A 25,699-nucleotide genomic window follows, 5' to 3' on the forward strand; every position below is an offset into this window, starting at 1 on the left:
GATCTGTCGTTGGATCGTGTGATCAGGGAGCGTTCTCGCAATATTCGGCCACACCGTCAAAGACGGTCGTCAGACCAGCCGCGACTGCACCATCGCCGCCTGGATGAAGGACGCAAACAGCGGATGCGGCTCGAATGGCCGCGATTTCAGCTCGGGGTGGAACTGGACGCCGATGAACCAGGGATGGTCCTCATATTCCACGATCTCCGGCAGCACGCCGTCCGGCGACAGGCCGGAGAACTTCAGACCGTGCTGCTCGAGCCGGTCCTTGTAGGCGGTGTTGACCTCGTAGCGGTGGCGATGGCGCTCGGAGATCTCGGTGGCACCGCCATAGACCTCGGAGACGCGGCTGCCGCGCTTGAGCGCCGCAGGATAGGCGCCGAGCCGCATCGTGCCGCCGAGATCGCCGCTCTTGGAGCGCTTCTCCAGCTCGTTGCCGCGCAGCCATTCCGTCATCAGGCCGACGAGCGGCTCCGGCGTCGGACCGAACTCGGTCGAGTTGGCCTCGGTGATGCCGACGAGATTGCGCGCCGCCTCGATCACCGCCATCTGCATGCCGAAGCAGATGCCGAAATACGGCACGTCACGCTCCCGCGCGAACCGCGCCGCGCGGATCTTACCCTCGGCGCCGCGCTGGCCGAAGCCGCCGGGCACCAGGATGCCGTTGACGTGCTCGAGGAATGGCGCCGGGTCTTCGTTCTCGAACACCTCGCTCTCGATCCAGTCGAGCTTGACGCGGACCTTGTTGGCGATCCCGCCGTGAGAGAGCGCCTCGATCAGCGACTTATAGGCATCCTTCATGCCCGTGTACTTGCCGACGATCGCGATCGTGACGTCGCCTTCCGGATTGCGGACGCGCTCGTTGATCGTGTGCCAGCTCGCCAGCGCCGGCGGCACCCGCAGCTCGATGCCGAACGCGGCCAGCACTTCGTCGTCGAGGCCGGCGGCATGATAGGCCTCCGGCACGGCATAGATGTTGTCGACGTCGCGCGCCTCGATGACGGCGCTTTCGCGCACGTTGCAGAACAGGCCGAGCTTGCGCCGTTCCTCCTTCGGGATCGGGCGGTCGGTGCGGCACAGCAGGATGTCCGGCTGGATGCCGATCGAGCGCAGCTCCTTGACCGAATGCTGCGTCGGCTTGGTCTTCAACTCGCCGGCGCTCGGAATGTAAGGCAGCAGCGTGAGATGGATATAGATCGCGTGATGGCGCGGCAGCTCGTTGCCGAGCTGCCGGATCGCTTCGAAGAACGGCAGGCCCTCGATGTCGCCGACGGTGCCGCCGATCTCGACCAGCACGAAATCGTACTCGTCATTCCCGGACAGGACGAAATCCTTGATCGCATTCGTCACGTGCGGGACGACCTGGATGGTCGCGCCGAGATAGTCGCCGCGCCGCTCCTTGGTCAGGATGTCCTGATAGATCCGGCCCGTGGTGATGTTGTCGGCCTTGGTCGCCGGCCGGCCGGTAAAGCGTTCGTAATGACCGAGATCGAGATCGGTCTCGGCACCGTCATCGGTCACGAACACTTCGCCGTGCTGATACGGCGACATCGTGCCGGGATCGAGGTTGAGATAGGGGTCGAGCTTGCGAAGCCGGACCTTGTAGCCGCGGGCCTGCAGCAGCGCGCCTAACGCGGCTGAAGCCAGACCCTTTCCGAGCGAGGAAACCACGCCGCCGGTGATGAAGATGTACCGCGCCATGGGACCCTACCTTTAATGCCGCGCGCTCGATTCGCCAAAACGAATCGCTTGCAGCCCGCAACGCTGTCGCGGGCCTGTGGGTTACTTCAAAATATTAATGGTCTCAGGTACTTGAGACCGCCTCATGACGCAGGACGCCAATTGCGTTCCTGCATGGCTTGCCCGCGTTATTGCGACTGCGGGGCCTGCGGCGCAGCCGGAGCCGCGGGTGCCTGCTGCTCGTCGGCCTTCTTGAGCTGGTCGAGCACGCCGCCCGCGGTCGGCGCCACTGGGGTCGCTCCGCCTGACTGGGTCTGCCCCGGCAGGTTGTTGAGAATCGAGGTCGGCTTGCGATCCAGACCCGCGAGCCAAGTCAGCGCCAGGCTGGTGAGGAAGAAGAGGAGTGCCAGGATCGCGGTCGTGCGCGTTAGCAGGTTGGCCGTGCCGCGGCTCGACATGAAACCGGCGCCGCCGCCCATGCCAAGGCCACCGCCCTCGGATTTCTGCAACAGCACCGTACCGATCAGGACGGCGACAATCATGAGGTGGATGACGATCAAGACAGTCTGCATGGTGACCTTCCGTCACAAGCCCTCGCAGGCCCCGACCGGGGGCCGGGATCGCGAGAGCTTCGCGGGCTATTCGGAAATTTGCGCGGTGTTACACGATCATGTCGAGCAACGCCACCCCGCAGATAATCCCAACCGCGCTTCGCACAAGCGCCGACGTCGCCCTCCGGGTCGACACTTGCCGGCCGCTTCAATATCCACTATTAGAGACGAATGGATCAAATAATAGACGACTTCAGCCAGAGGCTCGCCCGTCGCCTGCTGCTGGAACGGGACGGCCGTGGGTGGTCGCTGGCCGACCTCGCCGAACGCTCGGGCGTGTCGAAGGCCACCATCAGCAAGATCGAGCGCGCCGAGGTCAGCCCGACCGCGGTCATTCTGGTCAAGCTCGCGAGCGCGTTCGATCTCACGCTGGCCGGCCTGATGCTCCGCGCCGAAGCCCAGTCGGAGCGCCTGTCCAAGGCCGCCGAGCAGCCGGTCTGGCGCGACCCGGACACGGGCTACGTCAGGCGCCAGGTCTTTCTCAGGCCGGATCATCCGATCGAATTGGTGACCGTCGAGATGCCGGCGCACCGCAGCGTAACCTTGCCGGCCTCCTCCTACATCCACATCCGCCAGCTCCTCTGGGTTCAGAGCGGGCAATTGACCATCACGGAAGGCGCGGAACGCCACGTGCTCGGGCCGGGCGACTGCCTCGGCTTCGGCCCACCGATCGACACCACCTTTGCCAATGAGACCGACGCGCCCTGCGTCTACGTCGTCGCCCTTGCCAGGAGTTGAGAATGTCCCCGCCCCGAATCGCGGCCCTGTCCGATACGCCGGCAATCCGGGCTGCGCTTCGCGCAATGCTGATCGAAACGGTCGCCCATGGTGGCTCGGTCAGCTTCATGCACCCGCTTCGCGAGGAGGATGCCGACGCGTTCTGGCGGGAATCGCTGTCGGCCGCGGCGCGCGGCGAACGAGCCGTTCTTGGCGCCTTAGATGGAGAGGATGTGATCGCGACCGTGACGCTGCAGCTGAAGCTGCCGCCAAACCAGCCGCACCGCGCCGAGATCGCAAAGATGATGACGCGCATCAGCCACCGCAAACGCGGAATCGCGACCGCGCTGCTCTGCGCGGCCGAAAACCTCGCCCGCGCGCATGGGCGGACGATGCTGGTCCTCGATACCGCCGAGGATGGGGGCGCCTCACAGCTCTATGAAAGCGTCGGCTTCCAGCTGAGCGGAACCATTCCGGACTATGCCTTGAAGCCGCATGGCGGCCTCACCGGCACGAAGATCTATTGGAAGCGAATCGAACAGGCGGACTGAAACGCCTGGCGCGTTTTCGCTCACGTCGCTTCTCAACAGCCCTTCGCAATGGCGAGAAAGTCCGAGGCTTTCAGGCTGGCGCCGCCGACCAGCGCGCCGTTGACATTCGCGACCGCCATCAGCTCGGCCGCATTGGAGGGCTTCACCGAGCCGCCATAGAGGATGCGCGTCCGCGCTCCCTCCTGCTTGAAGCGATCGATCAGCAGCTCTCTGATAAAGGCATGAATCTGCTCGACATCCTTGGCGGTCGGGGTCAGGCCGGTGCCGATCGCCCAGACCGGCTCATAGGCCACGACCAGGTTGTCGGCCCGTGAGCCCTGCGGCAGACTGAGGTTGAGCTGGCCGCGCAGGATGTCGAGCGTTTGCCCGGCATCGCGCTGCAGGGTCTCGCCTACGCAAACGATCGCGACCAATCCGGCGCGCCACACCGCCTCAGTCTTCTGGTGCACCACAACATCGGTTTCGCCATGATCGGCGCGCCGTTCGGAATGGCCGACGATGATGGCGCTGGCGCCGGCATCGGCCAGCATCTCCGCCGAGATGTCCCCGGTATGGGCTCCCGACGCCTTGGGGTGGCAATCCTGGGCCCCGACCGCGATCGCGTGGGTGCCGCGTGCCCTCTCGGCAAAGCCTGCCACCAGAGTGGCGGGCGGACAGACCAGCAGATCGGCCTTGCCGGTGACCTCGGCGGCTCCGGCCAGCATTGCGTCGAACTCGGCGGTCGAGGCCTTCAGGCCGTTCATTTTCCAGTTGCCGGCGATCAGCGGCCGGATGCGGTCGGTCATGGCGGGATTCCAGCAAATGTTGTGACGGACATCGGCTAGCAGAGCCCTTCGACGAGCACCAGAGCGGGAGCCGTCTTCCCACCGCTTCAATCGGCCTCAGGGCCGAGGTTGCGACCGGGCGGCGGCCTCTTTATAAGCCGTTTCAACTCGGTGACGGCCTTTTGCGGAATCTGCTTTAAGGCGCGGCCTCTTCATCCTTTTTCCTGCAGACAGACTGGACCCATGCTTCGAGGATTACGCAAGGCCTCATCAAACTGGCTCGGCAAGACCATCATGGCGGTGGTCATGGGCGTTTTGATCGTCAGTTTCGGCATCTGGGGCATCGCCGACATCTTCCGCGGCTTCGGGCAGTCGACGGCTGCAACCGTGGGACGCACGGAGATCTCGGTCAACGAGTTCCGGCAGATCTATACCGACCGGCTGCAGCAGATCGGCCGCCAGCTCGGCCGTCCGCTGACCACCGAGCAGGCCCGCATGTTCGGGCTCGACCGCTCCGTTCTGCAGCAGACGATTGCGGAAGCCGCCCTCGACGAGCAGGCCCGCCGTCTCGGTCTCGCCCAGTCCGATGCGGAGACCATGCGGGTGATCCTCAGCGATCCCAACTTCAAGGGCCCGAACGGGGCGTTCGACCCGCAGCGTTTCCAGGCCATCATCCGCAATTTCGGCTTCACCGAGCAGCGCTATCTGGCTGACCAGCGCCGACAGTCGCTGCGGCGGCAGATCACCGGCACGATCGCGGCCGGGCTGGAGCCGTCCAGCACGATGCTCGAGGCGCTCGGCCGCTTCCAGAACGAGCAGCGCTCGATCGATTACATCAAGCTCGACGCGGCGCAGGCCGGCACCATCGATGCGCCCTCGCCCGAGGTTCTCGCGTCCTATTTCGAAGAGCACAAAGCCCAGTTCAAGGCGCCGGAATATCGCAAGATCTCCTTCGTCGTGGTGACGCCCGAAGAGATCGGCAAGTGGACCGACGTATCTGACGAGGACGCCAGGAAGCTGTTCGACCAGCGCAAGGCGCTGATGGGCACGCCGGAGAAGCGCCAAGTCCAGCAGATGACCTTCTCCACCATGGAGGAGGCACAAGCGGCGCGCGCCCGGATCGCCGCGGGTGAAGTCACGTTCGACGAGCTCGCCAAGGAGCGCAACCTCAACCCAGCCGATCTCGATCTCGGTCTGGTGACGAAATCGGCGATTCTCGACCCTGTCGTTGCCGATACCGCCTTCTCGCTGCCGACCGGCGAGGTCAGCCAGCCGGTCAAGGGCGCGTTCAACGTGGCGCTGATCAAGGTCAGCGCGATTCAGCCGGGCCAACAGCCGGAATATGAGAGCGTCGCTGCCGACATCAAGAAAGAGATCGCAGCCGACCGCGCCAAGTCGCAAGTCGCCAATCTTCGCGACAAGATGGAAGACGAGCGCGGCGGTGGCGCCAGCGTGTCAGAGGCCGCCAAGAAGCTCGGTCTCAATGCCGTCACGCTCGAAGCGGTCGACAGGTCCGGCAAGCAACCTAACGGCCAGCCCGTTTCGAACATCCCGCTTGGCCTGGATGTCGTTGCGCAGGCCTTCAACAGCGACGTCGGTGTCGACAACGAGCCGATCTCGTTCCGCGGCGGCTATGTCTGGTTCGAGGTTCTCGGCATCACCCCGCCGCGCGATCGCCCCCTCGACGAGGTCAAGGATCAGGTCGCCGCGCGCTGGCGCGACGACGAGGTCGCAGCCAAGCTGCGCGCGAAGGCCACCGAACTGGTCAAGAAGCTCAACGAGGGCGGCAAGCTCGCCGACGAGGCGGCATCGCTCGGCGTGAAGGTCGAGACGGCCAGCGCGTTCAAGCGCGACGCCTCGGTTCCCGGCGTCCCCACCGGAGCGATCACCGCCGCATTCCGCACGGCGAAGGACGGCGTCGGTCAGACCGAGGCTGATGGCGGCCGGCAGTGGATTGTGTTTCGTGTCACCGACATCATCGAGCCGAAGGTCGACCTCGCGTCCGAAGACACCAAGAAGCTGAAGGACCAGTTGCAGCGCGCGCTCGCCGACGAGCAGGGCACGGCCTATGTCATGAAGCTCGAGAAGGACATCGGGACGACGATCAACGAGGCTGCCGTGGCCCAGGTGGTCGGCGGCGGCAGCAGCAACCAATGACGGATCGCTAGGGGCACGCGATGGACGATCTCAAGTCGATCATTGGCAAGGTGGCGACCGGCGCGCCGCTGTCCCGCGAGGAGGCGGCGTCCGCCTTCGACAGCATGATGTCGGGCGAGGCGACGCCGTCGCAGATGGGCGCGCTGCTGATGGCGCTGCGCGTGCGCGGCGAGACGGTCGAGGAGATCACCGGCGCCGTCAGCGTGATGCGGGCGAAGATGCTGCGCGTCGACGCGCCAGCGAGCGCGGTCGACATCGTCGGCACCGGCGGTGACGGCTCTGGCTCGGTCAACGTCTCGACCTGCGCCTCCTTCATCGTGGCCGGCGCCGGCGTGCCGGTCGCCAAGCACGGCAACCGCGCGCTGTCGTCGCGCTCGGGCGCGGCCGACGTGCTCGCCGCGCTCGGCGTCAAGATCGATCTGAAGCCCGACCAGGTCGGGCGCTGCGTGCGTGAGGCCGGCATCGGCTTCATGTTTGCGCCCGCGCATCATCCGGCGATGAAGAACGTCGGTCCGACCCGGGTCGAGCTCGCCACTCGCACGATCTTCAATCTGCTCGGTCCCCTGTCCAATCCGGCCGGCGTCAGGCGCCAGATGGTCGGCGTGTTCTCGCGGCAATGGGTGGAGCCGTTGGCACAGGTGCTGAAGAATCTTGGCTCGGAAGCCGCCTGGGTCGTGCACGGCTCCGACGGGCTCGACGAGATCACCTTGACCGGCCCGACCTTCGTCGCCGCCCTGGAGAACGGCCATATCCGTACCTTCGAGGTCTCGCCCGAGGAGGCCGGGCTTGGCCTGTGCGGCAGCGATGGTCTGAAGGGCGGTGACGCGGCGGCCAACGCCGTGGCGCTGCAGAGTGTGCTCGATGGCCTGCCGAGTCCCTATCGCGATGTGGCCCTGCTGAACGCCGCGGCGGCGCTGGTTGTCTCCGGCCGCGCCAAGACGCTGAAGGAAGGCGTCGCAATCGGCCGGGATTCGCTCGACAGCGGCGCCGCAGCAGCGCGGCTGAAGCAGCTGATCGACGTCTCGAACGACTGATCTGCGGAGCGCGCCATGTCGGATATCCTGGCCAAGATCGAAGCCTATAAGCGCGAGGAGATCGCGGCCGCCAAGCGGGCGTGCCCGCTGTCGGATCTCGAGGCGCGAGCGCGTGATGCCTCAGCGCCGCGCGGCTTCGTCGCGGCGATCCGAGCCAAGCATGCGAACCGCGACTACGCGCTGATCGCGGAGGTGAAGAAGGCTTCGCCGTCGAAGGGGTTGATCCGCGCCGATTTCGATCCGCCTGTTCTCGCCAGGGCCTATGAGGCCGGCGGCGCGGCCTGCCTCTCGGTGCTGACCGACACGCCGTCGTTCCAGGGCCATCTGGACTTCATGGTCGCCGCACGCGCCGCGACCGCCCTGCCCGTGCTGCGCAAGGACTTCATGTTCGACACCTATCAGGTGGTCGAGGCTCGCGCTCATGGCGCCGACTGCATCCTGATCATCATGGCCGCGCTCGATGACGCCGCGGCTGCGGAGATCGAGGCCGCCGCGCTCGCCCACGGCATGGATGTGCTGATCGAGATCCATGATCGCGCCGAGCTCGATCGCGCGCTGAAGCTGCGCTCGCCGATGATCGGCATCAACAACCGCAACCTGCGCACCTTCGAGACCACGCTGGCGACCTCCGAGACGCTGGCGCCGCTGGTCCCGAAGGAGCGTCTGCTGGTCGGCGAGAGCGGCATCTTCACGCCGGCCGATCTCGCGCGCCTGGCGCGCGTCGGCATCCAGACCTTCCTGGTCGGCGAGAGCCTGATGCGGCAGGCGGACGTCACGGCGGCGACCCGCGCGTTGCTCGCGCGCGATGCCGCCTCCGCCAGCGCGGCTGAGTGACCATGTCCGACAAGTCACCCGGCGCTCCCGCCCTCACCCACATCGATGCTCGTGGCGAGGCCCGCATGGTCGACGTGTCGGACAAGGCTGCAACGGAGCGCACGGCAACAGCCGAAGGCCGCGTGGTGATGAGTCCCGCGACGCTCGAGCTCATCATCTCCGGCAACGCCAAGAAGGGCGACGTACTCGGCACGGCCCGCATTGCCGGCATCATGGCCGCCAAGCGCACATCCGAGCTCATTCCGCTGTGCCACCCGCTGGCGCTCTCCAAGGTCACCGTCGACATCACCCCCGACGCTGCGCTGCCCGGCTGCATCGTCAGTGCAACCGTCAAGGTCACCGGGCCGACCGGCGTCGAGATGGAAGCCCTGACGGCCGTGTCCGTCACCTGCCTGACGATCTACGACATGATCAAGGCCGCCGAGCGCGGCGTGCGCATCGAAGGTATCCGTTTGACCGAGAAGATCGGCGGCAAGTCCGGGCATTATCGCGCCTGAAGGTATTGGAAAACCAAATACAACTTCGAATTAATTGTTCGCTAACTCAACTTCCTAACCTCACTTCCATAGCGGGCCTATAGCAATGGTTGTGGGAGGGACATCGTAGCGGTTCCATCCCGAAGCGCCTATCGCAAGCGTATTCAGGACCGATGACGACCAACGCTAGTCCACGGAATGCCCTCAGAGCTTCGACCGACCGCGGTGGACCGATCCGCTGGCTGGTCGGCGGAGGCCTCGTGCTGATTGCAGCCATCGCGATCGGCACGACCATCATGGCCGACAGTTTCCGGGAACGCGCGCTGAACAGCGCGACGCGCGAGCTGGAGAACACCGTCCTTCTACTGGCGCGTCATTTCGATCAGCAGATGGAGGATCTCGGCGCGATCCAGCGCGATCTCGCCAACTACGTCCGACAGAACCATATCGACACCGGCGCCCGCTTCAAGGAGCAGATGGGAAGCGCCGCCGTCAATGCCATGCTGAAGGACAAGCTGAGCGCGGTGACCTATGTCGGCGGTCTGAACATCTTCGACTCCGACGGCAACCTGATCAACTCCGGAGCGACCTGGCCGGTGCCGCCCGTCAATATTGCCGATCGCACCTTTTTCAAGCGGCTGAAAGCCGATCCGACCGCGCCGCAATTGCTGATCGAACCGGTCGTGGGCCGGATCACCGGCACATATGTCGCGGTCATCGCCCTGAAGCTGACCAGTCCCAACGGCGAGTTCCTGGGCATCATCGGCCGCAGCCTCGAACCCATCAATGTCGAGCGGTTCTTCGCCTCCGTCGCGCTCGGGCCCGACGCGGCGATCTCGATGATGCATCGCGACGGAACCCTTCTGGCCCGCCATCCACGCCACGAGGGCATGCAGAACCAGAACTACAAGAGCGCGCCGATCTTCCGCCAGATCCTGGCCGGCGATGGCAACACCACGGGCATTTTCAGCAGCCCCGTCGACGGCGAGCACCGCATCGGCGCGTCGCACCGGCTGACGAGCTATCCCTTGATCGTGACCGCGACGACGACGGTCTCGGCGGCGCTCGCCGACTGGCGCGAGCAGATGCGCTTCCTGATCGCCGTCGGCGTGACCTCGGTGCTGCTGATCGCCGGCATGCTCTACGTCGTGGTGCGCCGGTTGATCAGCGACCACGACGCCTCCAGCCGCCGCTTGACGCTGGAGAAGGAACGGCTCGACAAGGCCGTCAACAACATGACCCAGGGCCTCCTGCTGTTCGACGCATCGGAGCGCCTGGTCATCAGCAACCAGCGCTACGTCGACATGTACGGCCTGTCTGCCGACGTCGTGAAACCAGGCTGCACGTTCCGCGAGTTGATCGCGCACCGCAAGGCGACCGGCTCGCTCGCGGGCGACGACGGCGAATATGCCGATGCGGTGCTGCGCGACATCGGCCGCAAGACCTCGCAGATCATCGAGACCACGGACGGTCGCTGGATCCAGATCGTCAACGAGCCGATCGCGGGCGGCGGCTGGCTCGCCACCCACGAGGACATTACCGAGCGCAAACGGTCCGAGGAGCAGATCACGCATCTGGCGCACTATGATGCCCTGACGGATCTGCCGAACCGCACCCTGTTTCACGAGCGCCTCAAGGAGGAGCTGACCGGCGTCCCCCAAGGCCGGCGCCTCGCGCTGCACTACATCGACATCGACGAGTTCAAGGGCGTCAACGATTCGCTCGGCCACCTCGTCGGCGACGAGCTGTTGAAATCCGTCGCGGCGAGCCTGAGCACCTGTGTCGGCACCACGGGATTCGTCGCCCGCCTCGGCGGCGACGAGTTCGCCGTGGTTCAGACGGCCATCCGCAACCGCGAGGACGTCGAACAGCTGATCGAGGATATTCTCAGCGCGATCCGCGCCCCGCGCTACTGCCTCGGCCATCAGCTCACCGCCGACGCCTCGATCGGCGTGGCGCTGATCCCCGAGCACGGCACCGATCTCGACCAGATCATGAAGAATGCCGATCTGGCGATGTACGCCGCCAAGGCCGCGGGACGGCGCACCTGGCGCTTCTTCGAGCCCGAGATGGACGCCCAGGTCAAGGCGCGCCACCAGCTCGAGGTCGACCTGCGCCAGGCCATCGCCGACGATCGGCTCGAGGTCTACTACCAGCCTTGTCTGAGCCTGCAGGACGACCGCATCGTCGGCTGCGAGGCGCTGGTGCGCTGGAAGCATCCGACCCGCGGCACCGTCTCGCCGGCCGAGTTCATTCCGATCGCCGAGGACACGGGCCTCATCAACCTGCTCGGCGAACGCGTCCTTCAGGTCGCCTGTACCGAGGCTGTGAGCTGGCCGGACGACATCCGGCTCGCCGTCAACGTCTCGCCGGTGCAGTTCAAGAGCGGCACCCTGGCGCTCAAGGTCGCGAATGCGCTTGCGACCTCCGGCCTGCCGCCGCATCGGCTGGAGCTCGAGATCACGGAAGCGGTGCTGATCCGCGACGACGACGCGCTCGACACCCTGCACCAGTTGCGCGCGCTCGGCGTCCGTATCGCGCTCGACGATTTCGGCACCGGCTATTCGAGCCTCAGCTACCTCCAGCGCATTCCGTTCGACAAGATCAAGATCGACCGCTGCTTCGTCCAGGACATCACCGAGAGTGAAGGCTCCGCGGCGATCGTCCAGGCCGTGGTCAACATCGCCGCCATCCGCAAGATGTCGACGACCGCCGAGGGCGTCGAGACCGAGGCGCAGCGCCAGGTGCTGAAGCGGCTCGGCTGCTCGGAGATGCAGGGCTATCTGTTCAGCCCTCCGAAGCCCGCAGCCGACGTGGGGCAATTGTTCGCCGCGCAGCGCGCCAATCCCTCAACCGGCCGCCATTCGCGCCCCAACGCCGCGTGAGCCAGTTCCGAACCGATAAATACCGTTGCAATTTGAGGCTTTTCCACAAGCCAAACTCAAACCCTACCAACCAGTCGTCCCGTCCGCCGCTTGAAGTCCACGGCTCCGCCATGATCTACGGGACACAGACGGACATACTCCGTGTCCGCTTGTACACGCTGGTCGAAAACCACGGCGGGACGGCCTCAGGGCCGCCCCCTCGGGTGTGAGCATCGGGCGCCGCAAGGCGCCACCCTGAAGATCAGTTCGGCACCGCCGCCTTGGCACGGACGTCGGCATTCACGGTGACGCCGCGCAGCACGTTGAAGGCGGCGTGCAGCGCCTTGTCGTCCTTCTCGTCCGGCGGAACGTAGGACTGCGAGCCGGTCTGCTCGGTGCCGTCGGGCGCCGAGAGATGGCCGCGCATGCCGGCCTCACCCTTGAGATCGCCGCGATCCTTCAGCTCGTCCGGCACGTCCTGCTTGACCTCGATGTCCGGCGCGATGCCCTGCGCCTGGATCGAGCGGCCGGAGGGCGTGTAGTAGCGCGCCGTGGTCAGCGCCAGCGCGCCATTGCCGGCGCCGAGCGGAATGATGGTCTGCACGGAACCCTTGCCGAACGAGCGCGTGCCGACCAGGGTTGCACGCTTGTGATCGTGCAGCGCGCCCGCCACGATCTCCGATGCCGAGGCCGAGCCGCCATTGATCAGCACCACGAGCGGCTTGCCCTTGGTGAGATCGCCGCCGCGTGCGGTGAAGCGCTGCGTCTCCTCAGGATTGCGGCCGCGGGTCGAAACCACTTCGCCTCGCGAGAGGAACGTGCTGGAGACCGACACCGCCTGATCGAGCAGGCCGCCCGGATTGTTGCGCAGGTCGACCACATAGCCGGCGAGCTTCTCCTGCGGAATGTCCTTGGAGATGCTGGCGACGGCCTTGCGCAGGCTCTCGGTGGTCTGCTCGTTGAAGGATGTGATGCGGATATAGCCGATGTCGCCGCCTTCGGTGTGATAGCGGACCGGGCGCACCTTGATGATCTCGCGCGTCAGCGTAACGTCGAGCGGTGCGTCCTTGCCCTTGCGCATGATGGTAAGCTTGGTCTTGGTGTTGACGCCGCCCTTCATCTTGGCGACGGCCTGCTCGAGCGTCAGTCCCTGCACCGCCTCGCCGTCGATCTTGGCGATGAGATCGCCCGAGAGAACGCCGGCCTTGGACGCGGGCGTGTCATCGATCGGCGCGACGACCTTGACCAGGCCCTCCTCCATGGTGACCTCGAGACCGAGTCCGCCGAACTCGCCGGACGTGGTCTCCTGCATGTCGCGCCAGGACTTGTCGTTCATGTAGCGCGAATGCGGATCGAGCGAGGACACCATGCCGTTGATGGCGCCTTCGATCAGCGCGGGATCGCTCGGCTTCTCGACATAGTCGGCGCGAACACGCTCGAACACCGCGCCGAACAGATTGAGCTGCGAATAGGTGTCGGCCATGCCGGCCGCGGCCTTGGCCTTGGCAACGAGTTGCGCGCCGTCGGGACCCGTGACCATCAGGGTCAGCCCGACGCCGGTCATCGTGCCCGCCAAGAACAGCCAGTTTTTCCGCATTGTTTGCTTCCCGAGCGTTTGTTGGATGGCCGGCCGATCAAATGGTCCGCACGCATCGCCGGCGCGATTTGTGTTGCGAACACACACCACATTTCCGGTTTCTTCAAGGCCGATATTGCGCCGCCGTACCGGGGCCCGACCGCCGGCGCTCGCATCCGAAATGGACGTTCACAGGCTGAAATCAAGCTCAAGGCTGCGCCGGCGCTGGGCCCGGCTGAACATACCCCGTCTTTCACGGACACCCATGATCACAATTCGACGAGCCGTGTACCACGCCGCGATTTGATGGCCTGGGCCTGCGGGGCGCCGCTCCCTGCGCGCGCCCGGGAAGCTCGAGTTCGGAATGGCTTGCTCCCGGCCCGCTCGATGGGCAATGCTCCGCGGCAAAACCGCAAGCATGACAGTCGCTGGGAGGCAAACATGAACCAACGGACCCCGATCGAGGCCGGGTGGCGGAACGTCGAACTCGGCTCGAGCGACGAGAAGTTCCAGAACCTGCACGAGCTCATCCGCAAGGCGCGCGCCCAGCTCAACCAGAACGCCTGGGACTACATCATCGGCGGGGCCGAAACCGAGACCACGCTGCGTCGGAACCGGATGGCGCTCGACGAGATCGCGTTCCGTCCGCGCGTGCTGCGCGACGTGTCCAGGGTCGATGCCTCGGTCGAAACTTTCGGACGCAAGCTGCGCCTGCCGGTGGTCATGGCCCCGGTCGGTGCGCTCGAAATCTTCGATCCGGCAGGGGCGGCCAGCGTGGCCCGTGGGGCGGGCCGATTCGGAGCGGCGCACATGCTGAGCTCGGTGTCGGAACCCGGGCTGGAGAAGACCGCCGAGGCCGCGCCCGACGCGCTGCGAATCTTCCAGCTCTATGTCCGCGGCGACGACGCCTTCGTCGAGGACTATGTGAGCCGGGCGGTCGCCAACAGCTACACCGCGTTCTGCCTGACCGTCGACACCGCCCATTACAGCCGGCGCGAGCGCGACATCGCCAAGCGCTACGTCCGCGAAAGCCGGCTGCGCGCGACCGGCGGCGACCACCAGAAGGCGCTGAGCTGGCACACCGTCAAGCTGATCAAGGACAAGTTCAAGCTGCCGCTGATCATCAAGGGCATCGCGACCGCCGAGGACGCGCAGATTGCGGTCGATCACGGCGTCGACTGGATCTACGTCTCCAACCATGGCGGCCGCCAGCTCGACCATGGCCGCGGAGCCATGCAAGTGCTGCCGGAGATCGTCGCCGCCGTGAAGAGCCGGGCAAAGATCATGGTCGACGGCGGCTTCTGCCGCGGCACCGACATCGTCAAGGCGATCGCCTCCGGCGCCGACCTCGTCGGCATCGGCCGGCTGCAATGCTGGGCGCTCGCCGCGGCCGGCGAGGACGGCATCCTGCGCATGCTCGAGCTGCTGGAGGACGAGGTCATCCGCGCGCTCGGCCTGCTCGGCGTCACCTCGTTCGCCGAGCTCAACGGCTCCTACCTGCATCCGGCAACCGCCACCAACCAGCCGAGCGTCGTCAGCGCGTTTCCGCTGGTCGACATCGAGCCCTACCGTTATTGAGGCGGAGGCCCTTCCGTTCAACGCCAGCCATCGACGCCCCCCTCCATGCCCTCCTCCGCTCTCCGCCCCGGCGACGCCGACGCGCTGCTGTTCGATCTCGGCCGCGTCGTCATCGACATCGATTTCGTCCAGGTCGTCTCGCGCTGGGCCGCGCATGCCGGCTGCGCGCCGGAGCATCTCGCCGCGCGCTTCGTGCGCGACGAGATCTACCACGGCCATGAGCGCGGCACGGTCTCCGACGCCGACTTCTTCGCCAACCTGCGCCGGCAGCTCGGCATCGACATCACCGACGCGCAGTTTCTCGAGGGCTGGAACGCGATCTTCGTCGGTCCGATGCCCGGCATCGCCCCGCTGCTCGCACGCGCGGCGGAGAAACTGCCGCTCTATGCCTTCTCCAACACCAACCAGCCGCACATCGATCACTTCTCGCCGCGCTACGCCGACCTGCTTGGTCACTTTCGCGAGATCTTCCTGTCGTCGTCGATCGGCCTGCGAAAGCCGGATGCCGAGGCCTACGCGCATGTGGTCGATGCGATCGGCGTGCCCGCCGAGCGCATCGTATTCTTCGACGATCTCGCTGAAAACATCGACGGCGCGCGGGCCAGCGGGCTGCAGGCGGTGCTGGTGCGCTCGACGGCCGACATCGCCGCGGCGCTGGAGGCGCTCGGGATTTGATCGCATCGCGCAAGGGTGCGTCATGGCCAGCGGCGTGACGTTCTGAAGGGCTGCGCTCGCAATGACGGTGCCCACTCATGCAAGATTGTTCTCGCGACACGATGTGCCCGAGCTTTGCTGCTCTCATCTCCCCCTCCTCCAATCGGAGGGCGCAGGGAATGCCGGGCTGCTGGCCGCAACCCATGGCCCGCCTGCAGAAAAAAAGCAGGCGGCAGTCACCACAGGTCCAGCCGACATCCGGCATTCCCTGCGCGATGGTCTTCACGTTTATACGCGATCTCCCCGGTGCCCGGCTTGTTGGCCACCGTCGCCGTCGGGATCATCATCACCCGCCGGCTTGGCATCAGCTTCGGGATGCCAGGACCACGCGACTTCACGTCCGCGCCATGCCGTTCGTCCGCGTGCCATCCGAGCACGCTGCGGCACGTCGCGGCCACCGCATCCCGCGCTCCACGTCCGTGACGATCGCGAAGCGCCCCTCCTGTCGAGCACGGGACCAAATCAGCATAGCAGACTTTTCCGAAAAAGCGAATCCTAAATTCGACCGCCGGCAAGGGAGCGATCCGGCCCGTCTCCCGCCACATCCGCTGGTCGCAGACGGCCCGACCGCCTAAGCTGTCCGCTCTGCACGCCCCCGCGGCCCGGAAGAACCGAATGCCCCTCGACATCATCTGTTTGCGTGATCGGCCCGACCTGATCCCGCGCGTGTTCTCGCCCGAGCTGGATGCCATCTGGCCGGAGTTCATGCGGCAGGACCGGACGGCGACGTTGTACTATGATCCGCCAGTGTTCGACCAATATGCGGACTGCGCCTACGTGGCGCTCGCCGGTGACGAGGTGGTCGGGCGCGCCTTCGCCGTCCCCTTCACCTTCGGCATCGAGGGCCGCCGCACGCTGCCGGATGCGGGCTGGGACGAGGTGATCCGCTGGGGTCACGAGGACCGCCTGCTGGGACGGCGGCCGACGACGATGAGCGCGCTGGAGATTGCGCTGCTGCCGAAGGCGCGCGTGCCCGGCAGCTCGCTCGCCATGCTCGCGGCTCTGAAAGGCTGCGCACGCGCCAAAGGTTTTGCCGAGCTGTACGCGCCGGTGCGGCCGAACCAGAAACATCTGGCGCCGCGGACGCCGATGCGCGCCTATCTCGATCAGCGGCGCGAAGACGGCCGATTGGTCGATTCCTGGCTGCGCACGCACCTCGGCATCGGTGGCGAGATCGTCAAGATCGCGCCGTGCTCGATGACCATCGTCGGCACGCTCGCCGAGTGGTCGCAATGGACCGGCGTGACCTTCGATCGCTCGGGTGAGATCGAGGTCCCCGCTGCTCTCGTGCCCGTGCTCGCGTCGGTCGAGCACGACCATGCCGCCTATGTCGAGCCGAATGTCTGGATTCGGCATCCGCTCTAACGCGGTGCAGGCCGTCCGCGCGACGATCAACGCGCCGGCACGACGCGCTCGTCCAGAAATCCGATCACCGCATCGAACGCCTGCCGTCGATTTCGCTCCATCAGGATCATGTGCGTGCCCTGCCCGATCTCGACCAGGCGCTTGTACGGCGCGCTCACGAGACGAACGAACAGGTCGTGCGCCACGTCGAAGCGGACGTCCACATCCCATTCCGCCGAGAGCACGAGAACAGGGCAGTTGATCGTGCTGGGATCGTAGATCGGCTGGTCCACGGTCCAATGCTCGCGCACGTCCTGCACCGCGCCCGAAGGCGCACGGATCGCGCCGGGGTACGGCGAGTCCGGATCGGTCGCGAGCGTCGCCTCCGCCCAGGACTCGAACCAGCCGTCCGGAATCAGCTTGTCCCGCGCCTGCTCCGGAGCGGCGCCGCGCCACGCAGCCTCGAACGCGCGCGGGCTGACGATCCGATAGGCGCCGAGCGGTCCGCCGGCGTCGATGCGCAGCGGCTCGCTGGACAGCCAGAGCGGCGTTACCAGGATCAGCTTCTCGAGCTTCGCGCTCGCCGCGCTCGCGAACATGCCCGCGACGGTGGCGCCCCAGGACATGCCGAGCACGTTGGCGCGCGGGACGTCGCGATGCCGGCAGATGAAGTCCACCGCCGCGCCGAAATCGTCCACGGCGGTCCGCGCATTGACCAATGGAGATCCCTCCTCGGCCGCCCGCGACATCTCCGGCGGCCGGCTGGAGCCGCCATAGCTGCGCGCATCGACGGCCCAGACATCGTAGCCGGCCTGCGCCAGGACATCCATGAAGGAGGCGCCACCAACCGCGACGTCGAACAGGCTGGCGGATGAAAAGGTGGCGCCGTGCATCATCGCCAGCGTGCGCTCGGCCGAGAACCGTTGCACGTCATGCCGGCGCTTGTTGATGAGCTGAAGCTGTACATCGGACACCGGGCCTTCGATCAGGCGGCGCTCGGAAACGATGCGCGAGGAGGACGTTGCGTTCTCGGTCATGGTCACCTCGGATCAGGCGAAGTGCCACGCGAACCGGTCGCCGTCGCGGCTGATCCGCCCGGCCGAGGACTCGGCGAAGTGGGTCGTGAGCACGAGGGAGCCGGTCTCGGCGGCATGGTTCATCGCCCATCGGCGTGAGGTCCGCGCCGCATCCGGGAATTCGCAATAGACCGAGTTCCAGTCCGGACGCGCGACCTGCAGCGGATGATGCATCACGTCGCCCCAGAACAGCGCGCGCTCGCCACGTGAGCTGAAGCTGATGCAGGCGTGATCGATGCTGTGACCGGGGCTCGGCAGAAAACGGAAGCCGTCGACGACCTCGCTGCCATCGACCGTGATCTCGCGCGCGAGGCCGGCCTCGACGATCGGCAGCACGCTGTCTTCGTAGACCCCAGGCATCGGTGGATGCAGCATTGGGCCAAGCCCAGCTGCGTCTCTGATTGCGGCGTCCGAGCCGTTGCCGGCCGAGAGTGCGGCGACATAGGCGCGCTCGCGGCCTGAGAAGATGTGCTGGGCGTTGGGAAACACCGGCATCCAACGGCCATCGGCAAGCTGCGTATTCCACCCCACATGATCCGCGTGCAGATGCGTCATCAGGACGAGATCGACATCGCCAGGGGCGACGCCGGCCGCCCGCAGCCGGTCGAGAAACGGCTCGTTCAAGCGATGCAGAACTGCTGCGCCGGGCCGCTCCTTGTCATTGCCGGTGGCCGTGTCGATCAGGACCACCCGCTCTGGCGTCCGCACCAGCCAGCTATGGATGCTCAGGCGCAACGATCCCGTGTGCGGATCGACCGATCCCGGCCCCACCTGGCCTCGTTCCCGAACGATGCTGTCTGCTTCTACGCCCGGAAACAAAAACTCTCCCTCGACCGCATCGAGGCCGATCTCGAAGATCCTCGTGATGGTGGCGTCTCCGACGCGATAGGTCGTGATGTCCTGCATGTCTGGCCGCCTCGATCCGAACGGTGGTCTTGTCTGGGCCGAGATCTAGGACTAGGTCATACATTCCTCAAATCGATCCAGCTCATGCAGTCCATCGATCACTTCGATCTTCGCTCCTTCGACCTCAATCTGCTGGTCGCGTTCGACGCGCTCATGCAGGAGCGCAGCGTGACGCGCGCGGCCGCACGCCTCAAGGTGGGTCAGCCTGCGATGAGCCATACGCTGTCGACGCTTCGCGTGCTGCTGCAGGACGAGCTGTTCGTCCGCGTCGGCGCCGTCATGCAGCCGACGCCAAAGGCTGCGGTGCTCGCCGGGCCGGTTCGGGCGGCGCTGGGGCAGATGCAGGCAGCGCTGCATGCCGCACCGGAGTTCGACCCGGCGACCGAGCAGCGCACCATCCGCCTGGGATTTTCAAGTGAGGTCGAGCTGCTGCTGATCCCCGAGCTCACCGCGGTGCTCCGTCGAACGGCGCCCGGCGTGCGGCTTCTCAGCCGGCCGACCGAGCGTAACGAAGTGCATCGCCTGCTCGACGACGGAGCCTTGGATGTCGCGGTCGGCTGCTTCGACGCCGTCGCACAGCGGCACAGATCCCAGCTCCTGTTCGAGCAGGCGCTGAGCTGCGTCTACAATCCAAAGCGCATCGCGATGAAAACACCGATCAGCCTCGCCGACTATCTGTCGCTTCCGCACGCGCTGGTGACGCTGACCAACAGCCTGCAGGGCTGTCTGGAGGCGGCGCTGGATGAGATCGGGACCGAGCTCAACGTGGTCTCGGCCTCCTCGGAATTCCTCAGCGTGCTGGCGACGGTCGCCGCATCACCGGTGATCACGACGATACCGACCAGGATGGCAAAGCTCTACGGGCCGCGATTTGGGCTGACGCTCTGTCCCGCGCCGTTGAAGCTGCGGCTGCCGGCCGTCTCGATGGTCTGGCCGCTGCAGCTCGATCGTGATGCAGCATCGGTCTGGCTGCGGAACATGGTGGCGGATATCCTGCACACGACCGAGCGCGCCGCCTGTCGCGCAGCTGCTGGATAGAACGCGGGGCGGGAGCTAACCGGAACGGCGCATCGGCCAACGCCTTGGCACTGCGGTCGACCTTCTGCGCACTGATTGCAGGGTTTCTCGCGCGGTCGTGAGGCAGCGGCCCGGACGCGGCCAACATCAGACGATCAGAAGGCAGGAAGCGGCCTGAGCCCTTGGCCGAGCCGTGCGCGTTCGGTTAGAAGGCGACTCATTCGATCTGCCGTCTCCATCCGAAGGAACTCTCATGGCCCTGATGCCGGTGTCTGATGCGTTGTCCGCCGTGCTCGCCGGCGCGGAGCCGCTGGCCGAGGAGCTGGTGACGCTGGACGAGGCCCATCACCGCATCCTGGCCCGCGACCTCGCGGCGCTGCGGACGCAGCCGCCCGAGGCGATGTCGGCGATGGACGGCTACGCCGTGCGCGCGGCGGACGCAGCCCAGGCCAAGGTGCGGCTGAGGGTGATCGGCGAGGTCGCGGCGGGGCGGCCGTTCGATCGCGTGGTCGGACCCGGCGAGGCGGCGCGCATCTTCACTGGTGGCGTTGTCCCTGAGGGCGCCGACGCGGTGGTGATCCAGGAGGACACGATCGCCGAAGATGGCCACGTCGTGATCACCGAGGCCGCGATCAAGGGCCGGCACATCCGGCCCGCCGGCGTCGACTTTCATGAGGGCATGGTGCTGCTGAAGGCGGGCCGCCGGCTCAGCGACCGCGACCTGTCGCTGGCGGCCAGCATGAATCATCCGGCACTGCCGGTGCGGCGCCGGCCGAAGGTGGCGCTGCTCGCCACCGGCGACGAGCTCGTGATGCCTGGCTCGACGCCCGGCCCGGGCCAGATCGTCTATTCCAACGGCTACGCCCTGCGGGCGCTGGTGCGCAGCGAGGGCGCGACACCGATCGATCTCGGCATCGCCGCGGATACGATGGAGGCCACGATCGCCGGGATCCGGCGGGCGCGCGAGGCCAAGGCCGACATCCTGATCACGACCGGCGGCGCCTCGGTCGGCGATCACGACCTCGTCAAGCAGGCGCTCGAAGCCGAGGGCGTCGAGATGGCGTTCTGGAAGATCGCGATGCGGCCGGGCAAGCCGATGATGCACGGACGGCTCGGCGACATGAGGGTGATCGGACTGCCCGGCAATCCGGTGTCGTCCTATGTCTGCGCCATCCTGTTCCTGGTGCCGCTGATTCGGCGGCTGCTCGGCCGCGACGAAGCTCGCATGCCACGCGAGACCGCCCTGCTCGGCCGCGAACTCGGGGCCAACGATTCGCGCGAGGACTATCTGCGGGCGCAGCTCGAGGAGCGCGCCGACGGCACCCTGATCGCAACGCCGGTGACCCAGCAGGATTCGTCGCTGCTCGGCAATCTCGCGCTCTCGCAGGCGCTGGTGATCCGGCGGGCGTTTGCGCCGAAGGCCGCCGCCGGCAGCCCGTGCGAGATCCTGCGCCTGCCGAGCTAGGCCGTTTCCCCCGGCAAAGCCCGGTCCGTTCACTACAATTTAAGGATTGCGGAACACACATCGAACATATAGTGTCCGTTCATGATTTGTTTTTAGTATGTTGCGGGCGACGCGATGATGGTCCGACTCCAAGGCGCTCTCAGCCGGTTTGTGCTCAAGGCGCAGCTCCTGGACTCGGACGACAACAAACTGGGGACCAGGTCGAGATGCTGACGCGCAAACAGTACGAACTTCTGCGGTTCATCAACGAGCGGCTCAAGGAAGCCGGCGTGCCGCCGTCCTTCGACGAGATGAAGGATGCGCTCGATCTGCGCTCGAAGTCCGGCATTCATCGCCTGATCACGGCGCTCGAGGAGCGCGGCTTCATCCGCCGGCTGCCCAACCGCGCCCGCGCGATCGAGGTGATCAAGCTGCCCGAGCTGTCACAGGCCGCCAACAACCGCCGCGGCTTCACCCCATCGGTGATCGAGGGCAATCTCGGCAAGGTGCGCACCAGCACTCCCGCGCTGGACGATGGCGAGCGCCCCGTCGCGGTGCCGGTGATGGGCCGCATCGCCGCCGGTACCCCGATCGAGGCGCTACAGACGCGCAGCCACACCATCAGCGTGCCCGCCGACATGCTCGGCAACGGCGATCACTATGCGCTCGAGGTGCGCGGCGACTCCATGGTCGATGCCGGCATCCTCGACGGCGACATGGCGCTGATCCAGCGCAACGAGACCGCCGACACCGGCGACATCGTGGTAGCGCTGATCGACGATGAGGAAGCGACGTTGAAGCGCTTCCGCCGCCGCGGCGCATCGATCGCGCTGGAGCCGGCCAACACCGCCTACGAGGTGCGCATCCTGCCGCCCAACCGGGTGAAGATCCAAGGCAAGCTGGTCGGGCTGTATCGCAAATACTGATCGCGGACGCGATCGGTCGATCGGCGGCGAGCGCACGCGCTTCTCCGCCGATCGAAATTGGTCACGCGCGAATGCACCTCAGGATGTGCAGCGCGGCACGCTCAAACGCTTGTGATCGCCCGCGGGCGCACGCGGTGCAGATCAGCGCAGAATTGCCGTGAAGCGCGCGCTAACATCTCCTCGATGTCCACTCTGATAGAGGCCTGCGCCTGTCCGGGGGGAGCGTGGGTCGGCTATCTCTCAACGAGGAGCGATCCGATGTGTGACTACAGCCTCCATGCGGTTGCGTCCCGTCCCGCCAAGGTCGGCGAGACGTTGATCTCGACGACGTTTCGCGGCACCGCCACCCGCGGCTTCGCCCTCGAGAGCGAGCCGACCGTCGCAGTCTGCATGCTGCCCGGCACCGAGTTGGCATTTGTCGAGGACGTCCGCTACGACAGCCGCTGGCTCTGGACCCGGACGATCCGCGAGCGCGTCGCGAAGTTCAACAGCATCGAGACGCACATCCCCGATCGCCATCACGACGCGATCGAATTCGCCGACGGCCGCCACGTGCTGGTGACCCAGCTCTGCGAGGGCCAGCGCGTCACCGTGCTGCAATTGCCGGTCAGCAAGCAGCCGGCCGAGCGCCGCCCGGGCGTGGCGGAGGACGTTCCGGCTTCGCAGGCCACACCGATTCGCCGCATCAGCATCACCTGAGCGCCTGCGCGTCCGCATTTCTCTCGGTCATGAGCGAGCTTTCGGCCGGGGGAGATTTGGTTTCTGCAAGCGCAAGGTCCTTTCGGGCGAACCTCACGCTCCGGCATCGCATCGAATAGGAACGACATCCCTCGGCCGGCATTGTGTGCCGGGGGAGCTTGCCGCCGCGGTCAACAAGATCGATTGGAACAAGGCCGACCGGATCACCGAGCCCGGCCGCTACATGCTTCCGTTCGGATGGCTAACGGTCACGGTTGATGACATCGCCGTCTGGCAACGATATCCGGGCGCTGCGTTCACGCTGGTCGAAGGTCCCTCGCTGTTCGATGGACCCGACGACACCGAGTATCATCTCAGCACGTTGTATCATCTCAGCACGTTCGAGCTGTCCGGCGCTCAATCCTGCTCGCCCTGCTCCGTCTCCGGCGGCGTCGCGTCCTGAAGCCGCGACACCGGCGCACGCGGCGTCAGCGTCGTGTCGAACTCGCCGGCCTCGGCGGGCGCCGGCCACCACGGGCGGTCGGTGCCGCCGGCGCGCACCGGCGTGACGGAGAAGCCGGTGCCCCGCTGCACCAGCATCAAGGCGCCCTGCTGCTGCAGGCGCTGGCGATCGATGACGGCCGCCGCGCAGGATGACGGCGCGGCGCGCGCGGTGACGATCAGCGCTGCACGGGCGCAATCATCGTCGAGCGCCTCGGTGCGCAGGGTCAAGGCGGCGAATCGGCCGTCGGCCATCGTGACCACGCAGCCCGCCTCGTCGCAGGAGACGCCATCGGCGAGCGATGAATCCGCCGGCAGCCGGGCATCGGCGTCGGCCGCGAGCCACTCCTTGGTGGCGAACACGTCCTTGCCGGTGCGCATCACATGCAGACGTCCGTCACTGCCGCGCACCGCCACCGCGCGCCCGTCGCCGGCGATCAGGACGTCGGGCAGCGGCGTCGTGGCGGCCCACGCGGTGGCCACCACGAGCCCGACGGCGCCCGACCAGCGCAGCGGTGTGCGCAGCAGGCCGATCAGGATGACGCCGAGGCTGGCCAGGATCAGCGGACCGATGCCGAAGCCCGGGATGCGCCCGACCGCACCAGGCAGCGCCGCCACCCAGCGCGTCACCGCGATCATCCAGTCGATGCCGAGGCCCATCAGCGTCCACCAGGGACCGTCGAGCCCGAACGGCGCCGCCAGCAGGCCAAGCAGTCCGGCGGGCATCACCAGCACCGAAACCACCGGCATCGCCGCGAGATTGGCGAGCACGCCATAGGGCGTGACGCGATGGAAGTGGAACGCGGCATAGGGCGTGGTCGCAAGCCCCGCGATCAGCGAGGCCAGCAGCAGCATCGCGAGCTCGCGGCCGCCCCACAGCGCGATGCGCTGCGTCGTGGAGCTGTCCGGCCTCGCAAACAGTTTGGGCAGGCCGAACTGCACCAGCGCGACCAGGCCGAGCGTCGCCGCGAACGACATCTGGAAGCTCGGATGCACCAGCGCTTCGGGTGCCGCGATCAGCACGATCATCGCCGCGACCGCGAGCGTGCGGAAGGTGACGGCGCGGCGATCGACCATGACCGCGATCAGCACCACGGCCGTCATGAAGAACGATCTCTGCGTCGCGACCTCCGCGCCCGACAGCAGCAGGTAGAACGCCGCCGCGACCAGCGCCGCCGCGGCCGCCCATTTCTTGATCGGATGGCTGATAGTGAGGCCGGGGATCAGCGCAAGCAGCGCGCGCACGGCGAAGAACACGACGCCGGCGACGACGGCCATGTGATAGCCGGAGATCGACAGCACGTGGCCGAGGCCGGAGACGAACATCGCATCGTTGACATCGGGCGTGATGGCGTCGCGCCGGCCGGTCAGCAGCGCGGTGGCGATGGCGCGCTCATCGCCCGTCAGGCGGGCGCGGATGCGTGCGTCGATCGCATCGCGCAGGCCCTGCATGGCCGCCGCATAGCCCAGGCCGAAGCCGGCGGCCTGCGGCGGCGTCGCCGTCGTGATCGCGCCCATCACGAAGCCGGAGGCGCCGATGCCCTGGAAGAACATGTCGCGCGCGAAGTCGTAGGATCCCGGCCGCACCGGGGCCATCGGCGGCAGCAGCCGCGCCTTGAGCTGCACGAAGCTGCCGACCTCGGGCGCCGTGCCCTTACGCACCGCGAGCCGCACGCGCGCGATCGTGGCGGCGTTGCGCGGGCTCTCCATCGCGGTGACGCGCAGCACGATCCGATCGCTGCGCTCGCGGATGTCGCGCGCCTCGACGAAGCCGGACAGCGCCACCGAATACAACGGCCGCGCCAGCACTGGATGAGCGACACGCGCCGTCTTGATGGTCGCCGCGGCAAAGCCGCACGCCGCCGCCGCGATCATCACGGCAACCGGAAACATCCGATGCCGCCGCATCATGATGGCGACGATGCAGAGCAGCGCCGCGGTGGTGGCGGCGATCCAGAGCACCGGCTCGTGATCGGCGGTGAAGTACAGCGCGATGCCGGCCCCGAACGCCACCGGCACCCAGGGCAGCAGCCGGCCCGCCCCGGCCTCCTCGACCGCCCAGCTCTTCAGGCGGGCGGCGAATGCCGACGACGCGCCGGACCCGATCGCGGGCCAGCCGCCGGCCAGCGCGCCGCGCGGCGGCCAGACATCGGCCATCGTGCCCGCGAGCCCGCGACGCCCTCCCGGCGGCCTGACCGGCTCCGCCATTGCCCACACCACCCGTTACTTTACGGGCATGGAGGCTAGCGAA

General features: G+C 66.7%; 22 protein-coding genes. 15 read left to right on the plus strand and 7 right to left on the minus strand.

The window, feature by feature from the left end:
* Positions 1–69: 69 nt before the first annotated feature.
* Positions 70–1,701: a CTP synthase gene (locus QX070_RS17205; protein WP_315738199.1), complete on the minus strand. Its 1,632-nt coding sequence runs from the start codon at positions 1,699–1,701 to the stop codon at positions 70–72.
* 167 nt (positions 1,702–1,868) lie between these two features.
* Positions 1,869–2,252: a preprotein translocase subunit SecG gene (secG, locus tag QX070_RS17210; protein WP_315738200.1), complete on the minus strand. Its 384-nt coding sequence runs from the start codon at positions 2,250–2,252 to the stop codon at positions 1,869–1,871.
* A 210-nt stretch (positions 2,253–2,462) separates the two neighbouring features.
* Between secG and QX070_RS17215 the strand changes: the two genes are divergently transcribed.
* Both QX070_RS17215 and QX070_RS17220 read left to right on the plus strand, forming a co-directional pair.
* A complete protein-coding gene (locus QX070_RS17215) occupies positions 2,463–3,029 on the plus strand; it encodes an XRE family transcriptional regulator (RefSeq protein ID WP_315738201.1) in 567 nt (188 codons plus the stop codon).
* A gap of 2 nt (positions 3,030–3,031) precedes the next feature.
* The gene (locus tag QX070_RS17220; protein ID WP_315738202.1) at positions 3,032–3,559 is read left to right on the plus strand and encodes a GNAT family N-acetyltransferase; all 528 of its coding nucleotides are present in this window, start codon (positions 3,032–3,034) and stop codon (positions 3,557–3,559) included.
* Between the two features lie 32 nt (positions 3,560–3,591).
* Here QX070_RS17220 and tpiA read toward each other — a convergent pair whose 3' ends face one another.
* Positions 3,592–4,344, minus strand: a complete 753-nt coding sequence (tpiA, locus tag QX070_RS17225) for a triose-phosphate isomerase (protein ID WP_315738203.1) — start codon at positions 4,342–4,344, stop codon at positions 3,592–3,594.
* 222 nt (positions 4,345–4,566) lie between these two features.
* Here tpiA and QX070_RS17230 point away from each other — a divergent pair, with 222 nt between their 5' ends.
* From QX070_RS17230 to QX070_RS17250, 5 genes are all read left to right on the plus strand, one after another.
* A complete protein-coding gene (locus QX070_RS17230) occupies positions 4,567–6,480 on the plus strand; it encodes a peptidylprolyl isomerase (RefSeq protein WP_315738204.1) in 1,914 nt (637 codons plus the stop codon).
* Between the two features lie 20 nt (positions 6,481–6,500).
* The gene (gene trpD / locus QX070_RS17235; RefSeq protein ID WP_315738205.1) at positions 6,501–7,514 is read left to right on the plus strand and encodes an anthranilate phosphoribosyltransferase; all 1,014 of its coding nucleotides are present in this window, start codon (positions 6,501–6,503) and stop codon (positions 7,512–7,514) included.
* A 15-nt stretch (positions 7,515–7,529) separates the two neighbouring features.
* Positions 7,530–8,348 carry an indole-3-glycerol phosphate synthase TrpC gene (trpC, locus tag QX070_RS17240; RefSeq protein ID WP_315738206.1) on the plus strand — a complete coding sequence of 273 codons (819 nt, stop codon included), beginning with the start codon at positions 7,530–7,532 and terminating at the stop codon, positions 8,346–8,348.
* Between the two features lie 2 nt (positions 8,349–8,350).
* Positions 8,351–8,845: a cyclic pyranopterin monophosphate synthase MoaC gene (moaC, locus tag QX070_RS17245; protein WP_315738207.1), complete on the plus strand. Its 495-nt coding sequence runs from the start codon at positions 8,351–8,353 to the stop codon at positions 8,843–8,845.
* A 152-nt stretch (positions 8,846–8,997) separates the two neighbouring features.
* On the plus strand, positions 8,998–11,709 hold the full coding sequence (locus tag QX070_RS17250; protein ID WP_315738208.1) for an EAL domain-containing protein: 2,712 nt from the start codon (positions 8,998–9,000) through the stop codon (positions 11,707–11,709).
* Between the two features lie 241 nt (positions 11,710–11,950).
* On the opposite strand, the gene QX070_RS17255 is transcribed toward QX070_RS17250, so the two are convergent.
* The gene (locus QX070_RS17255; protein WP_315738209.1) at positions 11,951–13,285 is read right to left on the minus strand and encodes a S41 family peptidase; all 1,335 of its coding nucleotides are present in this window, start codon (positions 13,283–13,285) and stop codon (positions 11,951–11,953) included.
* Positions 13,286–13,705: 420 nt separating this feature from the next.
* Between QX070_RS17255 and QX070_RS17260 the strand changes: the two genes are divergently transcribed.
* The 3 genes from QX070_RS17260 (at position 13,706) to QX070_RS17270 (ending at position 16,921) form a co-directional block, all read left to right on the plus strand.
* Entirely contained in the window at positions 13,706–14,842 is a 1,137-nt protein-coding gene (locus tag QX070_RS17260) for an alpha-hydroxy acid oxidase (RefSeq protein ID WP_315738210.1), read from the plus strand.
* 45 nt (positions 14,843–14,887) lie between these two features.
* Entirely contained in the window at positions 14,888–15,517 is a 630-nt protein-coding gene (locus QX070_RS17265) for an HAD family phosphatase (RefSeq protein ID WP_315738211.1), read from the plus strand.
* A 744-nt stretch (positions 15,518–16,261) separates the two neighbouring features.
* Positions 16,262–16,921 (plus strand): hypothetical protein, encoded by a 660-nt coding sequence (locus tag QX070_RS17270; RefSeq protein WP_315738318.1) that lies wholly within the window; start codon positions 16,262–16,264, stop codon positions 16,919–16,921.
* Positions 16,922–16,947: 26 nt separating this feature from the next.
* On the opposite strand, the gene QX070_RS17275 is transcribed toward QX070_RS17270, so the two are convergent.
* Together QX070_RS17275 and QX070_RS17280 are read right to left on the minus strand one after the other, a co-directional pair.
* Positions 16,948–17,937 (minus strand): alpha/beta hydrolase, encoded by a 990-nt coding sequence (locus QX070_RS17275; RefSeq protein ID WP_315738212.1) that lies wholly within the window; start codon positions 17,935–17,937, stop codon positions 16,948–16,950.
* Positions 17,938–17,949: 12 nt separating this feature from the next.
* Positions 17,950–18,882, minus strand: coding sequence for an MBL fold metallo-hydrolase (locus QX070_RS17280; RefSeq protein WP_315738213.1), 933 nt, complete (start codon positions 18,880–18,882; stop codon positions 17,950–17,952).
* 84 nt (positions 18,883–18,966) lie between these two features.
* Here QX070_RS17280 and QX070_RS17285 point away from each other — a divergent pair, with 84 nt between their 5' ends.
* From QX070_RS17285 to QX070_RS17305, 5 genes are all read left to right on the plus strand, one after another.
* Positions 18,967–19,920 carry a LysR family transcriptional regulator gene (locus tag QX070_RS17285; RefSeq protein WP_315738214.1) on the plus strand — a complete coding sequence of 318 codons (954 nt, stop codon included), beginning with the start codon at positions 18,967–18,969 and terminating at the stop codon, positions 19,918–19,920.
* 232 nt (positions 19,921–20,152) lie between these two features.
* Positions 20,153–21,364, plus strand: coding sequence for a gephyrin-like molybdotransferase Glp (gene glp, locus QX070_RS17290; protein ID WP_315738215.1), 1,212 nt, complete (start codon positions 20,153–20,155; stop codon positions 21,362–21,364).
* Positions 21,365–21,570: 206 nt separating this feature from the next.
* The gene (gene lexA / locus QX070_RS17295; RefSeq protein WP_172109545.1) at positions 21,571–22,269 is read left to right on the plus strand and encodes a transcriptional repressor LexA; all 699 of its coding nucleotides are present in this window, start codon (positions 21,571–21,573) and stop codon (positions 22,267–22,269) included.
* Between the two features lie 258 nt (positions 22,270–22,527).
* Entirely contained in the window at positions 22,528–22,968 is a 441-nt protein-coding gene (locus QX070_RS17300; RefSeq protein ID WP_315738216.1) for a hypothetical protein, read from the plus strand.
* Positions 22,969–23,191: 223 nt separating this feature from the next.
* Positions 23,192–23,410: a hypothetical protein gene (locus tag QX070_RS17305; protein WP_409998063.1), complete on the plus strand. Its 219-nt coding sequence runs from the start codon at positions 23,192–23,194 to the stop codon at positions 23,408–23,410.
* Here QX070_RS17305 and QX070_RS17310 read toward each other — a convergent pair.
* On the minus strand, positions 23,365–25,656 hold the full coding sequence (locus tag QX070_RS17310) for a ComEC/Rec2 family competence protein (RefSeq protein ID WP_315738218.1): 2,292 nt from the start codon (positions 25,654–25,656) through the stop codon (positions 23,365–23,367). The genes QX070_RS17305 and QX070_RS17310 overlap by 46 nt on opposite strands.
* Positions 25,657–25,699: the final 43 nt, after the last annotated feature.

The sequence above is a fragment of the Bradyrhizobium sp. SZCCHNR1093 genome, from assembly GCF_032381175.1.
Classification (GTDB): domain Bacteria; phylum Pseudomonadota; class Alphaproteobacteria; order Rhizobiales; family Xanthobacteraceae; genus Bradyrhizobium.

Coding starts and splice junctions, on each gene's coding strand:
- QX070_RS17205 (WP_315738199.1), bottom strand. CDS start 1,701: ATGGCGCGGTACATCTTCATCACCGGCGGCGTGGTTTCCTCGCTCGGA.
- secG (WP_315738200.1), bottom strand. CDS start 2,252: ATGCAGACTGTCTTGATCGTCATCCACCTCATGATTGTCGCCGTCCTG.
- QX070_RS17215 (WP_315738201.1), top strand. CDS start 2,463: ATGGATCAAATAATAGACGACTTCAGCCAGAGGCTCGCCCGTCGCCTG.
- QX070_RS17220 (WP_315738202.1), top strand. CDS start 3,032: ATGTCCCCGCCCCGAATCGCGGCCCTGTCCGATACGCCGGCAATCCGG.
- tpiA (WP_315738203.1), bottom strand. CDS start 4,344: ATGACCGACCGCATCCGGCCGCTGATCGCCGGCAACTGGAAAATGAAC.
- QX070_RS17230 (WP_315738204.1), top strand. CDS start 4,567: ATGCTTCGAGGATTACGCAAGGCCTCATCAAACTGGCTCGGCAAGACC.
- trpD (WP_315738205.1), top strand. CDS start 6,501: ATGGACGATCTCAAGTCGATCATTGGCAAGGTGGCGACCGGCGCGCCG.
- trpC (WP_315738206.1), top strand. CDS start 7,530: ATGTCGGATATCCTGGCCAAGATCGAAGCCTATAAGCGCGAGGAGATC.
- moaC (WP_315738207.1), top strand. CDS start 8,351: ATGTCCGACAAGTCACCCGGCGCTCCCGCCCTCACCCACATCGATGCT.
- QX070_RS17250 (WP_315738208.1), top strand. CDS start 8,998: ATGACGACCAACGCTAGTCCACGGAATGCCCTCAGAGCTTCGACCGAC.
- QX070_RS17255 (WP_315738209.1), bottom strand. CDS start 13,285: ATGCGGAAAAACTGGCTGTTCTTGGCGGGCACGATGACCGGCGTCGGG.
- QX070_RS17260 (WP_315738210.1), top strand. CDS start 13,706: ATGAACCAACGGACCCCGATCGAGGCCGGGTGGCGGAACGTCGAACTC.
- QX070_RS17265 (WP_315738211.1), top strand. CDS start 14,888: ATGCCCTCCTCCGCTCTCCGCCCCGGCGACGCCGACGCGCTGCTGTTC.
- QX070_RS17270 (WP_315738318.1), top strand. CDS start 16,262: ATGCGGCAGGACCGGACGGCGACGTTGTACTATGATCCGCCAGTGTTC.
- QX070_RS17275 (WP_315738212.1), bottom strand. CDS start 17,937: ATGACCGAGAACGCAACGTCCTCCTCGCGCATCGTTTCCGAGCGCCGC.
- QX070_RS17280 (WP_315738213.1), bottom strand. CDS start 18,882: ATGCAGGACATCACGACCTATCGCGTCGGAGACGCCACCATCACGAGG.
- QX070_RS17285 (WP_315738214.1), top strand. CDS start 18,967: ATGCAGTCCATCGATCACTTCGATCTTCGCTCCTTCGACCTCAATCTG.
- glp (WP_315738215.1), top strand. CDS start 20,153: ATGGCCCTGATGCCGGTGTCTGATGCGTTGTCCGCCGTGCTCGCCGGC.
- lexA (WP_172109545.1), top strand. CDS start 21,571: ATGCTGACGCGCAAACAGTACGAACTTCTGCGGTTCATCAACGAGCGG.
- QX070_RS17300 (WP_315738216.1), top strand. CDS start 22,528: ATGTGTGACTACAGCCTCCATGCGGTTGCGTCCCGTCCCGCCAAGGTC.
- QX070_RS17305 (WP_409998063.1), top strand. CDS start 23,192: ATGCTTCCGTTCGGATGGCTAACGGTCACGGTTGATGACATCGCCGTC.
- QX070_RS17310 (WP_315738218.1), bottom strand. CDS start 25,656: ATGGCGGAGCCGGTCAGGCCGCCGGGAGGGCGTCGCGGGCTCGCGGGC.